The organism is Legionella israelensis (genome assembly GCF_004571175.1).
Taxonomy (GTDB): Bacteria; Pseudomonadota; Gammaproteobacteria; order Legionellales; family Legionellaceae; genus Legionella_D; species Legionella_D israelensis.
Window position 1 is genome coordinate 2,597,788 of the sequence record NZ_CP038273.1, and the last position, 13,207, is coordinate 2,610,994.

Consider the following 13,207-nt stretch of genomic DNA (forward strand, 5'->3'; position numbering starts at 1 on the left):
ATAGCATGGATGATTAATTATGACCAAAAAGAACTTTTTTAAAAGTGAATGGAAAATATTCAAAAAATTCTATAATAAATCAGCAGAAAACCGAATAGGATTTTATAATTTTCTTGGGTTTATTGTTATCCCTGTAGTTGGAATGACAATTTTGTACATTCTTGTTCGTATTTTCTGGCTATGAATTAAGAAATTATCATTATTTCCTTATTATCTTTAAACAGGAATTTTTAACTCATAAGAAAGATATAGGGCGTATATACTCGTGATGATTATCCTAACGTGATGATCGACGTTGGTTAAAACACCTATCTGTTATTGGAGGAACAGGTTAAATTGTCCTTCAATATGGAGCTCACTTTTATAGATCTATTGAATCAATGGAAAGGCATATTTAATTTAATAGGACTGAGAGATTATGCATAGTTCATTTCTTTTACAACCAACATACCCATTTAGACTTGATTACACCATTTGGGCCCTACGTAGAAGGGATAAGAACATTGTTGATTTATGGAGTCATGAACGTTATACACGATTATTTTTAATTGAAAATCAATTGATTAAAGTAGATGTAGAACAAAAAAATGAAAAAGAAATTTTGGTATCTACCAATATAAAAATTAGCTCACAAATAAAGATAGAATTAATTCGATTATTAGAAATGATGTTTGGGCTTAATCGTAACTTACTCAATTTTTATCGTATTGCAGAAGAAGATCCTTATTTAAATTCTATGGTGAGGCAATTTAAAGGACTTAAGCCCCCTCGATTTCCTAGTATATTTGAGGCAATTGTTAACGCTATCTCCTGCCAACAATTATCACTTGATGCAGGGTTACAAATTCAAAACCGTTTTGTTCAATATGTTGGACAAAGTATGAGTGATGCTTTTGGAACATTTTATTTATTTCCCCTCCCAAAAGATGTAGCAAGTTGCTCTATTCCTGAATTAAAAAAGTTGGGCTTTAGCACCAATAAATGCAGAACACTTATTGAGTTATCGTTAAGAATAATCGCTGATGAAACCTTGTTTGATAATTTAGAGGATAGAACCAACAATGAAATTGTAACATTTCTATGCCAATTTAAGGGGATTGGACGATGGTCTGCAGAATATGTTTTATTACGTGGATTGGGTAAAATTGAAATGTTCCCGGGAGATGATGTAGGTGCCGCAAAAAATTTACAGCTGTTGTTAGGTATTAAAACAAAATTGGATTACGAACAAATTTCAAAAATTACGAAAAAATGGTATCCCTATGCAGGATTTATTTATTTTCATTTATTATTGCAAAAACTAAACAATAAGGGATTACTGGATAAACCTAATCTGAATTAGCAAGATGCCTAAACAAAGACGCATTGATTCAGTCAAATTCTGTGTTTTATTTTCATCATATAAAAAATACAAAGAAATAGGTCTATTTACAGTGCCACTTATCCATAAGAGCGTGGCAATTGACAACCAATATAAATATTTAAAATACATCTTATTAAGATGAAGCGGGCTCAGTCAAGAACCGCTAATTCTAAAATCTTTACTAATCAGAGTATTATAGTTTTTAAACGAAATTGCATACGGTATTCACTGAACGAATCATCGCCTGCAATTTCAAGTTAATCAGCCACATTAAAGTTGTATTTAAAATACATCTTTAATATAATATATCGTATATCACGCACCACAAAGGAGCATATCATGCCAGTAACTCATAGGTCCGCCAAAACCATAAGTGATAAAATTGCCTTTGGTATGGTAAAGTTTTTCCGATTTTTCGCGGATACCTTTTTTCAAAAACGCTATGGCAATCGAGCCATTGTGCTGGAAACAGTAGCTGCTGTTCCTGGTATGGTAGGTGCTGCCTTGTTGCATTTACGCTGCCTAAGAAAAATTAAAAACGATGAGGGGTGGATTAAAATTTTATTGGATGAAGCAGATAATGAACGAATGCATTTGATTACGTTTATGTACATTGCTAAACCCAATTGGTTTGAGCGTTTTATTATTTTTATGGCACAAGCTATTTTTGTGGTGTTGTATCTGTTGATGTATGTTTGTTCTTCAAAAACAGCACATCGTTTTGTTGGTTATCTTGAAGAGGAGGCTGTTGTCAGTTATACCCATTATTTACAGGAGTTGGATGAAGGGCGTATTGAGAATGTTCCTGCTCCTGAGATCGCTAAACAATATTGGGAGCTTGCCTCTAATGCTCGATTACGCGACGTGCTTTTGGTTGTGCGGGACGATGAAGTGGAACATCGTGATGTAAACCATCAATTAGCAGATAAGTTGGTAAATGACAGAACTTTGTTGACTCAATTGAAACCAGAATACATCGACGATGCAAACAACACGGAATCACAGAACCAATATTAAGAATATAAGGATGCATCATGTCATTAGAACACAATAAGTTACTGTGCTACAAACAAACCGACATTGACAGCCATGGAAAACTGAAGTTTTTTTTAGAAAAACACAGCACCAAAGAAGGCACCTGGGGAAGGCTTTTTTTGCATGAAGGTGCGATTGATTTTGCATTCTTAAATGGCCTGGGACAAGAGTGTTCACGCACGCGCATCGATCAAGAGCATCCCGAGCTTCAGATTTCACCAGCGGCATGGCATAAAATTATCCCTGTCAGTAAATCATTTAAGGCAACACTTGAGTTTTACTGCATACCCCACCGCTACTTTAATAAAAAATACGGACTAAGTGCCGTGCAGAGTGATCTGGTGTATGTTTATCAGACTTACTTGCACCATCTGCAAGAAGCATCTATTCTCGATGTAGGTTGTGGCTCAGGAAGGAATTTATTGTATTTGGCCAAAATGGGGTATCAAATTACTGGGCTGGACAACAACCAATCGGCATTAGAGACTATTCAGGAGATTGCTCGAAAAGAAGCATTTGGCAAGGTGGTCACCCAATTGTACGATTTAAATCAGCCCTTAAAGCTTGGTGTAGAACGTTTTGATTTCGTGCTTTCAACTGTCGCCCTGCAATTCTTAAATTCAGAACGTATTCCCTTCTTGCTTACAGAGCTTCAAGAGGCGACCAATAAGAATGGGTACCATTTTTTGGTTTTCCCTATTCAATCGGAACTCTATTCATTACCTGAATTTTTTACTTACCTGCCAAATCAAGAAGAGCTCTATCATCGATATCAAGATGCCGGATGGTCTATACTGGAGTATAAAGAATCAGTGGGGCATTTGCATAAGCAAGATGCATCTGGAAAACAGATACCTGGTGTGTTTGGTATCTTGCTTGCGCAAAAACTGGGGTGATGCATAGTCGATAACAAGGAATGCCATGATTTCTACTCATCGAAATATGATTCAGATTTGCCGCGTCTATACTCCTCCATAGATTAAAGAAGGAGTATGGATTTTGATTGATAGGCTTTGGCCTCGTAGTCTTAAAAAGAAGCGCTTACTTTTGATTTCTGGCTAAAAGACATCACGCTAAGTGTCACGTTAAGACAATGGTTTCTAGGAAATATTGAGGAGCAACGGAGCGAATTTATTGATTGTTACATTGAAAAACTAAACAATAAAAGTACTTTGGTAGAGCAAATCTGGCCTATTGCTCCTGATAAGGCCTTACTGTTCTAGCGGTTTCATGTTTAATAATAAAGACAGCTCCGCCTTATTAAAGACTACATCCGCTAAGGTATAGCGTTCCAAAACACTCATAAAAGCAGCTTGCGCTTCATGCAAGACACTCTTTAATTTGCATACTGGGGCAATACAGCAGGTTGCTTTTTCTTTATTAAAACAAGGCACCAAATCAAAATGAGGTTCCAATTGAATAATTAATCGACCTAAATTTATGGCTTCAGGTTGAGCGGCCATTAAAATGCCGCCATTTTTCCCGCGAATGGTTTTAATAAGTTTAAGTGTGGCCAAATTATGAATGATTTTAACCATATGATTGCTTGATATGTCATAAGCTTCAGTAATGTCTTTAATGGTACAAGTTTCCTTTCTAAGCGTGATATAAATTAAAGCACGTAATGAATAATCGGTAAATTGGGTGAGCTGCATCATGAATTCCTAATTGGGTTATTGACTGTGATTATTTCTTTTTATAAGGTGCATTGCAAATATATCTTTAATGGGGATGCTATGTTTGAATCATTATTTGAACGCCTGGGAGGTCAAAACGCAGTCAATGCAGCGGTTGATATTTTCTATCGCAAAATGTTAACAGATGAACGAGTCAGTCATTTTTTTGATGATATTGATATGGAACAACAAATCCTGAAGCAAAAAGGATTTTTAACCATGGTCTTCGGTGGACCCAATCACTACAGTGGAAAAAACATGCGGGAAGGACATGCCCACTTAATTAAGCGCGGACTAAATGATACGCATGTGGATATTGTGATTGAGCATCTCGGTGCAACACTTTCTGGGTTAAGGGTAAACGCGGAAGATATGAAGCAAGTGGCAGCAATTGCCAATAGTGTTCGCAATGACGTTTTGGGGCGCACATGAGTACTGTAGCATTTAAAAATCAACTCTATACCTTGGAGTCTCAAGAAAGTGTATTGCAATGTCTGCTGCGCCATGAGGTTGATTATCCTAATTCTTGTAAGGCAGGTATTTGTCAGTCCTGCTTAATAAAAGTCAAAGATGGGGAGATTAACCCTGCCTGGCAATAAGGATTACCCGAAACGCTTAAAGTGCAAGGTTATTTTCTGGCGTGTCTTGCAAAGCCTGAAACGCCACTTGATGTGTCAGTTCCTGAAAGCGCTGAATGCGAGGTGAGCGCACAAATCATCGATATCAAATCACTGAATTACAATGTAATGCAAGTGAGGTTTCATGTGGATAATTTAGAACATTGGATTCCTGGTCAATATCTTAGTCTCATTAATCCTGAGGGCACAATACGCAGTTATTCAATCGCCAACATCCCGAACCAAGAAGGATTTATTGAATTACACGTTAAAATTTACCCGGATGGAAGCATGGGGCAATGGCTGGTAAACAAAGTAACAAAAAATACTGAAGTAAAACTAAGGGGGCCATTTGGTCGCTGTTTTTACTATAACCCGGAGCAATTGATTTTTAATATGTTACTGGCAGGAACTGGCACAGGACTTGCCCCACTCATTGCCATTATTAAAAGCGCCATGAAACAAAACCATCAAGGCACCATTACATTGGTTCACGGAGGGCTTTCGGATGAAGACATCTACTATCAAGAAGAGCTGGAACTATTATCCATGTTGTTTCCTTCTTTTGTGTATGACCCTTGTGTACTTCAAAGCCAGGGGCTATATCCTGAGGCCTCCATTGAACAACGAGCATTAATGCATTTAAACCAGCTGAAAGAGACACGAGTTTATGTTTGTGGCCCTAAAGAAACGACAGATAAGATGAAAAAAAAGATTTTTCTTGCGGGCGTACCTTCTCAGGCTATCTTAAGTGATGTATTTTTATAAGCAATAATTTTAAAGAAGCGACACGATGTTTCAAGGAATGGAACAATGACTCAAAATAAAAAAGCGGTAACGGAATATGCCCAGGAAACAAACGACCCAGTTGCCCTGGTCTTAAAATGGATTTTATTTGTAGTAGTTCAAACTTGATCTGACAGTTACCGGTTTTTCAGAAGTGTCTGTCAGGTCAAATTCAGCCTATCAATTTTTCCTTCCAGATTTGTTTGCCATCAATCAATGTTTGCATTGGAGTACGTCCACAGCACATTTTGCCTTGATGGGTGCGCTCATTATTATAATAATGAAGCCATACGTCCAGATCTTTTTGCAGTTCATCCATGTCATCGTAAACTTTCTTACGGAATGTGATTTGATAAAACTCCTGCAAAATCGTTTTGTGGAAACGCTCACAAATACCGTTTGTTTGCGGTGATTGTGCTTTAGTTTTCGTGTGATCAATGTTGTTAATAGCTAAATAAAGCTGATAGTCATGCTGTTCTACTTTCCCACAATACTCTGTACCCCGGTCAGTTAAAACACGCAGCATAGGTAACTGCTGCTGCTCAAAGAACGGCAAGACCTTGTCGTTAAGGAGATCTGCTGATGTAATAGGCGTTTTTGTTGTATAGAGCTTGGCAAATGCCACTTTGCTATAAGTATCAACAAAAGTCTGCTGATAAATGCGGCCAACTCCTTTGATAGTTCCCACATAGAATGTATCTTGGGAACCAAGATAGCCAGGATGTGCTGTTTCAATTTCGCCGCAAGCCTCATCATCAAACTTCTTCTTCTCCAAAGCTGCAATTTGTGCTTCTGTGAGAATAATGCCCTCTGATGCTACTTTGGCTTCAAGTGCCTTCAAACGGTCTTTAAAGTTAGCTAAATTATGCCTAAGCCAGACGCTGCGAACGCCACTAGGGGATACAAAAATCCCTTTCTTACGCAACTCATTACTGGTGCGTAGTTGACCATGAGCTGGATATTCTATGGCGTACTCTTTTACCGCTTGCTCTATAGAATCGTCAACACGGTTCTTGTGATTAGGTTGCCTTCGTGACTTATCAAATAAGGCATCTACCCCACCAGATTCTACCGCTGATTTATAACGATAGAAGGTGTCTCGTGATAAACCCATTACCTTACAGGCTTTCGATACATTGCCTAATTCTTCAGCTAAATTTAGTAAGCCAACTTTGTGTTTAATAATTTTAACGTTATTATCTATCATGAGAGTTTTCCTTTTGGTTTTGTTAAAGTTTGCACTTCTATCAAAACCGGAAACTCTCACCTTTTCAAGTGGTTATGTCAGATTAAGTCGAAACTAATTCATTTTATTGTTCACAGCACTGATTTGTTTTGTGGTGCTCATATGGGGTACTTATAAAACCTATCAACTTGCTCCGCCCCTCCCACAACAATTTCAAGCTCCTTCAGGTCGCGTCGTGCGTTTAGGACGACTTGTTGAGGATAAAATAGCGCAAGCGCGATATGGTAAAGCGTTTGCCGATTTGGCCGAAGAAGAGCAGTATTTAGTTCGAAAAACCATGCAGCGTGAATTACAAAGTACGGATTTAAGTGCACCAATCAGTGTTTTGTCACAATCTATTGCTGATTCAATCGGACAATTAAAACAAGAAATTGCCTCAACCTTATTGAACCATGATGCCCAAAAAGGTTGGACTAAAGCCTATAGTCTCGATGAGCAAAGCGCATTGCACACAGCAGCATTCCTGATTTATTCCTCATTGACCACCATTGCTCATAGACCAGGACAAAACAGCTCTTATACCAACAACTGGCCCTATGAGCCCAGCATGGGTAATAATCCAACCCCAGCTACGTTTTATTGGACGTGGGTTTCCTTTTGTTTTGTGTTTTTAGGTTTTGGCGCCATTTTGTATATTTATCATCGCTATCTAAGTGTGCCAGATAATTCTCCCAGAACACCGCTATTCATGCATTTTAAACCACTGACATCAAGCCAGCGTAAAGTGGGCCAGTATTTCCTGGTCGTTGCAGTGATTTTACTCATTCAAATCGGAGTAGGTGCTATTATGGCGCATTACTATTCTGAGCGTGAGGGTTTTTATGGTATCGCAATTAATGACTATTTACCCTTTAACTTTCTGCGGGATGTGCACATACAAACGCCCATAGTCTGGATTGCGCTGTCCTGGATAAGTGCCGCGGTATTTATAGCGTCCATTATCAGTAAAAAAGAAGCAAAAGGCCAAAGCTTTTTAGTCAGCCTTTTATTTTGGGTTACACTCTTTGTTGTAAGTGGCGCCTTAATTGGTGATTATTTAGGAATTATGGGGTACGTCAACCAATACTGGTTTTGGATTGGCAATCAGGGACTTTCTTATTTGCAACTCGGTCGCTTATGGCAAATTGGGTTTTGTCTGGGACTGTTTCTTTGGAGTTTTATTGTATTTCGCGGTATGTGGCCTGACTGGAGCGTTGTCAAAGAAGCCACGGTACAATTTTGGACAGGTAGAATTCGTCTGGAACATCTGTTTTGGGCCAGCACCGCCAACGTTGCCGTATTGTATTGCTTTGGGATGATTCCGTTAACCGGCATTGAAAAATCATTTACCATTACTGATTTTTGGCGTTGGTGGGTTGTTCATCTTTGGGTTGAGCAATCCTTTGAGTTTTTTGCAGCGTGTGCGACTGCTTATCTTTTAATGGGTACCGGCTTGGTATCGCGTGCTCTTGCAGAACGAACTATGTATTTTGAAACCATTCTTATTTTCTTAGGTGGAGTTATTGGCGCCGGGCATCATTGGTATTGGACTGGTACGCCCGATATTTGGGTGCCGCTTGGTTCCATGTTTTCCTTTATTGAGGTATTACCCTTAGTGCTTCTCATTATTGATGCGATTGAACATCGGCAGTTGATTAAACGTCAGGGTGATTTTACTTATAATTTAGCGTATCTCTATGTGTTAGGCGCTTCATTTTGGAATTTTGTTGGTGCGGGAGTCTTTGGTGGGGGAACACTCAACGCACCACTGGTAAATTATTATGAGCACGGTACTTTTTTAACGCTCAATCATGCGCATACGGCTTTATTTGGTGCATTTGGCCTACTGGGCCTTGGATTGATTTATTTTTGTTTGCGTTATGCGGCAGGAGAACGTTTGTCATGGAGTGACCGTATGGGCACCTGGGCATTTTGGTTCTATAATTTGGGGCTTTTATTGTGGATTGCTCTGAATTTCTTTCCCATAGGGTGGGCTCAATTAATGGACGTCTACGAACATGGTTTTGCTCATTCCAGAAGCCTTGAGTTTTATAATACCACGTTGTTGTGGCAATGGTTGCGTCTTCCGGGTGATGTAGTCTTTGCATTAGGAGCACTCGTCATGGCTTATGATTTCATCAGCAAATTGGGGCCTTTTTTCCCGAAACTGGCAGGGGGTTACTTAAATAAAAATCAATATACCCCATCTAATAGCATGAAAGGAGGCACTAATTGAATCCTCGAGAAACATTATGACTGGATGCTGGAGCGAGTGGTTCATTGAAAAAATAGGCGGTTTATTGTCACATCAAGAGCCGCCTCAAAGAGCCTATTTGTGTGATTTTAATAAATTATGCGACAAAATACATCCTGCAGATGTGCTTTTGGTGGAAGGAAGAAGCAGAGTCAGTCGCATTATTCGGCATGTAACTCAAAGCCCCTGGTCTCACGCTGCATTATATATAGGGCGTCTGCAAGACATACAGGAGCATTCTGTGCAGGAGCTCATTAAGACGCACTATGATGGCCCATCCGATAAACAACTTTTGGTTGAAAGCGAGCTGGGACTAGGAACTATTATTTCACCACTTGATAAATACAAAGACGACCATCTTCGTATTGTAAGGCCAGAATGGTTAGCCCAAGAGGATGTATCTCGTGTTGTGGTTTATGCGCTCAATCGCTTGGGTAAGAATTATGATGTGCGTCATGTGTTCGATTTAGCGCGCCTTTTATTTCCTTGGGGAGTTTTCCCTAGAAAATGGCGCTCAACCTTATTTCAGCACAATGCTATGCAACCTACAGAGGATATTTGTTCTTCAATGATTGCCGATGCATTTCAGTCAGTGCATTATCCAATTTTACCCTTTATTCAAGAGGGAAATAAACATCATATGGAGCTTGTCAGACGCAATCCTCGTTTATTCACGCCGAGTGATTTTGATTATTCGCCGTTTTTTTCCGTGATTAAGTACCCTATATTCCCACCCAATATCATAAAAGGATACGCGCATTTACCTTGGTCTGAAGAGCAATGGAGTGATGTCTAATAATTCATTCGCTTTCTCTGGATTTTAACATTTGCCCGCAGCGCTTAAATGGATGGATCAGAAATTTCGTTTACAGAACCTTGGTAATATTAGGAACTGAACTATAACAACTTGTTTTTAAAAAAGTTGCAGTTGTAGAAAAATTAAATTGTCGATAAAAATAAGGTGCCCCAATATGGGGCTTAATAACAGAAGAACTTTATTTATAAAATAATAAGAGAATCGTAAATGAAACAGCAAACAATGTAGCTGATGATACCAATGCAAATTGACTGAATTTTTGTGTCTTTCGTGTCAAGGAGCGAGCTTCAATCAATGAATCCGAGAGCAATTTTTGCATGGCTTGAACCGATTCTTTAGTAGATTCGTGCAGCAATCGGGTTATAGCTTCTTTACTACTAGCTAATGCTGCATTGAGAACCTTTTCGGCTTTTTCCTTGGCATCATCTTTCCATTGAGAGGAAATGCCCTCCATTTCCTCTCGGAACTTTACCAGCAAATCCTGTTGGGCTTTTCGATTTTCCTCAATCAGTTGTTCATTCATGGTCTGAAGCATGAGGATGGGATCGTCTTTACCCAAAAGAACACCATGTTTGACGGTAATGTCTTGAACGATTTTATCGAGTTTCTCAGACATTAGATCACCCTGGCACTATCCAGCTGCCCAAACAGTTGATCGCGAACGATTTTTAAACGTTGGCGGGTCATAATGCTTTTCTCTGGCGTACTCAAAACTTCATCGAAGGTCAGTTTCTGTTGAAGCATCTCGGTTAGATCCCGACCGTATGTTTCTTTTTTTAGATCGGGAATTTGAATTAAGGCTGATATTCTGTCTTTATTATCTCGGTAGGCTTTTAGTTGTTCAAATGCTTTTCCTTCATGCTCTACAGCTCCCCAATAGGGATTGAGCCAGACAACAAACTGTGCTTCATTTGCAAACTGGTCAATTAGCTGTGCAAAACCATTAATGGTATCGAATAGCGCTTGGCCACCGGTGATGACTGTATGAATCACCATTTCATGACCTAACTCCTGTAACAATGTGGGAACTTGGTTGCTGATTAAATAATGAGATAGCGGTACAAACGAACTGGCACCGTTATCAATGACCACATCATTAGTTGTTGCTGCAATTTTTTCGATGAGGGCATCAAAAAGACGGGGATTGATTTCATCACCACTCATGACTTGAATATGATCGACATTGAGGGCTTTAAAGCCATGAAAGGTTGAATTGATAGGGTCGGTGTCAATGCACAGCGGGGTATGGCCTTTGTGTTGTTTGTATTGTGCAGTTGTTGCTGAAATAAATGATTTGCCGACACCGCCTTTTCCCTGCAGTGTGATATGTATTTTTGCCATTACAAGAGTTCCTCCAAGTTGGGTTTTGGATTAAAAGTAAAGCCGCGAATTTCGGTTTTTGCCTTACTTTTAGCCTTTTCATCATCCTTGGTGTTTTCCTGCATAGATGGCTTTTTTTCTGCAGCAATCAAACGTGCTACATAGCCACAAAAAGTTTTATATGAAAATGAGATTTTGCCTTCCTCAACTAAAGTTTCCCAGACAAGCTTTATAGACCAGCCGTCAGCTAGTGCTGATCCGATATCATTTTTTAAAGCAAGAAATGCAGCTTTATTTACAGATTTAGCAGAGGCTTTTCTTACCATTTGCTTTGCTGCGATTCGTTCGCTGAGGGAGTTTCCCATGTCATACCATCAACTTATTATTGTTCTCTTTCTGATAGTACAAACTATTTTGTTGCTGTGCAATGAGTTAAGTAATTTTCTTTCCTTGGTTATGTCCGTAAACTGCTGTAAATTCAGGTTGACTTTTTAGGAGTGGAGTCATCGCTAAAATTCGGTACTATTGAGTTGTGAAAAACAATAACTATCGAAGGAGATTAGCGATGACGGATTACAATATTACAGTTGGAAAGGAATTGCTTCCAGAACTTTTATCAAGCCAGGATGGGCTCGCAAAGCTTGTTGAAGGTGTATTGAATCAGGTATTGGAGGCACAGGTGTCAGAAAGTCTGGGAGCAGACAAGCATGAACGTTCAGGTGAACGTATAGGCTATCGTAACGGTTACCGTCCAAGACAACTATACACTCGTGTGGGACCAGTCACTCTTCAAGTGCCGCAGACACGTGATGGCTCTTTTTCTACCGATATTTTTAAGCGCTATCAACGCAGTGAGCAGGCTTTTGTATTGGCTCTGATGGAAATGGTTGTTAATGGCGTATCAACCAGAAAAGTTAATAACATTACTGAAGAACTTTGCGGTGCTAGTTTTTCAAAGTCAACCGTCAGTCAACTGTGTTCTGGTCTTGATGCAAGAGTCAGAGCCTTCAACGAGCGTCGGTTTGATGGTGACAACTACCCATTTATCATGGTTGATGCGATGTTTATCAAGTGTCGTGATGGTGACAGAGTCGTGTCTCGAGCAGCCTTGACCATCTCGGGTATCAGAAGTGATGGCTACCGTGAAATACTGGGCCTTCGCATTGGTGACACTGAGAGCTATGCTACATGGGATGAAGCGTTTAAATGGCTAAAATCTCGTGGGCTAAAAGGCGTGATGTATGTTGTGTCAGACCAGCATGCAGGGCTTGTGGAAGCGGCTAGAAAGCACTTTCAAGGTGCAACCTGGCAACGATGCCAAGTTCACTTGATGCGCAACATCCTCGGGCACTGCTCTGTCAGACACCGCAAAGATGTTGCTGAAAAGGCAAAGCTTGTTTTTCAGGCACCTGATATGGAAGAAGCCAGGCGTAGACGCGATGATTTTATTGATGCCTTTGAGAAAAAAGCACCAAAATCAGTTACCTGCCTTGAGGAGGCTTTTGACGATGCCATGGTAGTTATGGCGTTGCCGGAGAAATACAGGAAGCGACTTCGCACCACCAACATGCAAGAGCGAATTAACGAGGAAATCAGGCGCCGAGAACGAGTGATAAGGATATTTCCTAATGATGATTCTGCATGGCGGCTGATTGGCGCTTTATTAGCTGAACAAAACGAGCAGTGGCAATCAAGGCGTTATCTTAATATGGACGAATTTAATGACTGGCTGGCTGAGAATGAAGCCGGAAAGTCTAATGTTGTAGGGATGAATGCTTTGACTAAATAACGTACTAACTTGATAGGCTGAATTAATGGGAATTTACAGCACTTTTTGGACTTGACCCTTTCCTTTTGGCGTAATTAAACATCTTATTAAATGCATAAATATGTTATTTATCGTAATAATTGGTAATTATTAGAAATTAATTTGGTTTTAAAACAAATAGCCTTGAAATTACATAAAATTACCTGATAGTATGCTATTAGATGAACTTAAAACGCAGGGCAAGATAGGTGAAGTTAGCTAACCAGCAAGCTGGCTACCAAACCTCACAAGTCTTATTCACACCTTCGGTGCTCAACGAAAAACCCGTGTTTTGAGGTCAAATCAA

General features: G+C 39.6%; 10 protein-coding genes and 3 pseudogenes. 8 read left to right on the top strand and 5 right to left on the bottom strand.

Annotation, left to right across the window (positions count from 1 at the left end; genetic code table 11):
• Nucleotides 1-418: 418 nt before the first annotated feature.
• The 3 genes from E4T55_RS11905 (at nt 419) to tehB (ending at nt 3,294) form a co-directional block, all read left to right on the top strand.
• On the top strand, nt 419-1,342 hold the full coding sequence (locus E4T55_RS11905; RefSeq protein ID WP_115325206.1) for a DNA-3-methyladenine glycosylase family protein: 924 nt from the start codon (nt 419-421) through the stop codon (nt 1,340-1,342).
• A gap of 360 nt (nt 1,343-1,702) precedes the next feature.
• The gene (locus E4T55_RS11910; RefSeq protein ID WP_058502121.1) at nt 1,703-2,380 is read left to right on the top strand and encodes an alternative oxidase; all 678 of its coding nucleotides are present in this window, start codon (nt 1,703-1,705) and stop codon (nt 2,378-2,380) included.
• Nucleotides 2,381-2,397: 17 nt separating this feature from the next.
• Nucleotides 2,398-3,294, top strand: coding sequence for an SAM-dependent methyltransferase TehB (tehB, locus tag E4T55_RS11915; RefSeq protein ID WP_058502122.1), 897 nt, complete (start codon nt 2,398-2,400; stop codon nt 3,292-3,294).
• 315 nt (nt 3,295-3,609) lie between these two features.
• Here the strand turns inward: tehB and E4T55_RS11920 are convergent, their stop codons facing one another.
• Nucleotides 3,610-4,053 (bottom strand): Rrf2 family transcriptional regulator, encoded by a 444-nt coding sequence (locus E4T55_RS11920; RefSeq protein ID WP_058502123.1) that lies wholly within the window; start codon nt 4,051-4,053, stop codon nt 3,610-3,612.
• Between the two features lie 81 nt (nt 4,054-4,134).
• On the opposite strand from E4T55_RS11920, the gene E4T55_RS11925 reads away from it, so the two are divergent.
• The gene (locus tag E4T55_RS11925; RefSeq protein WP_058502124.1) at nt 4,135-4,506 is read left to right on the top strand and encodes a group I truncated hemoglobin; all 372 of its coding nucleotides are present in this window, start codon (nt 4,135-4,137) and stop codon (nt 4,504-4,506) included.
• Nucleotides 4,503-5,459, top strand: a pseudogene (locus E4T55_RS11930) (FAD-binding oxidoreductase). The gene E4T55_RS11925 and the pseudogene E4T55_RS11930 overlap by 4 nt, the downstream one beginning before the upstream one ends.
• Before the next feature lie 123 nt (nt 5,460-5,582).
• Here the strand turns inward: E4T55_RS11930 and E4T55_RS11935 are convergent.
• A pseudogene (locus E4T55_RS11935) lies at nt 5,583-6,684 on the bottom strand (IS481 family transposase).
• Between the two features lie 97 nt (nt 6,685-6,781).
• On the opposite strand from E4T55_RS11935, the pseudogene E4T55_RS11940 reads away from it, so the two are divergent.
• A pseudogene (locus E4T55_RS11940) lies at nt 6,782-8,938 on the top strand (cbb3-type cytochrome c oxidase subunit I); the annotation flags it as partial.
• 16 nt (nt 8,939-8,954) lie between these two features.
• Nucleotides 8,955-9,752 carry a YiiX/YebB-like N1pC/P60 family cysteine hydrolase gene (locus E4T55_RS11945; protein WP_058501822.1) on the top strand — a complete coding sequence of 266 codons (798 nt, stop codon included), beginning with the start codon at nt 8,955-8,957 and terminating at the stop codon, nt 9,750-9,752.
• A gap of 199 nt (nt 9,753-9,951) precedes the next feature.
• Here the strand turns inward: E4T55_RS11945 and E4T55_RS11950 are convergent, their stop codons facing one another.
• From E4T55_RS11950 to E4T55_RS11960, 3 genes are read right to left on the bottom strand one after another with little or no spacing between them, the layout of a single operon-like run.
• Entirely contained in the window at nt 9,952-10,389 is a 438-nt protein-coding gene (locus E4T55_RS11950) for a conjugal transfer protein TraM (RefSeq protein ID WP_058501821.1), read from the bottom strand.
• Complete coding sequence (locus E4T55_RS11955) at nt 10,389-11,114, bottom strand: ArsA-related P-loop ATPase (protein WP_058501820.1); 726 nt, start codon at nt 11,112-11,114, stop codon at nt 10,389-10,391. Before E4T55_RS11955 ends, E4T55_RS11950 begins: the two co-directional genes overlap by 1 nt.
• Nucleotides 11,114-11,458 (bottom strand): TraK family protein, encoded by a 345-nt coding sequence (locus E4T55_RS11960; RefSeq protein ID WP_058501819.1) that lies wholly within the window; start codon nt 11,456-11,458, stop codon nt 11,114-11,116. Before E4T55_RS11960 ends, E4T55_RS11955 begins: the two co-directional genes overlap by 1 nt.
• 200 nt (nt 11,459-11,658) lie before the next feature.
• Here E4T55_RS11960 and E4T55_RS11965 point away from each other — a divergent pair, with 200 nt between their 5' ends.
• Entirely contained in the window at nt 11,659-12,882 is a 1,224-nt protein-coding gene (locus E4T55_RS11965; RefSeq protein WP_115325208.1) for an IS256 family transposase, read from the top strand.
• Nucleotides 12,883-13,207 lie beyond the last annotated feature (325 nt).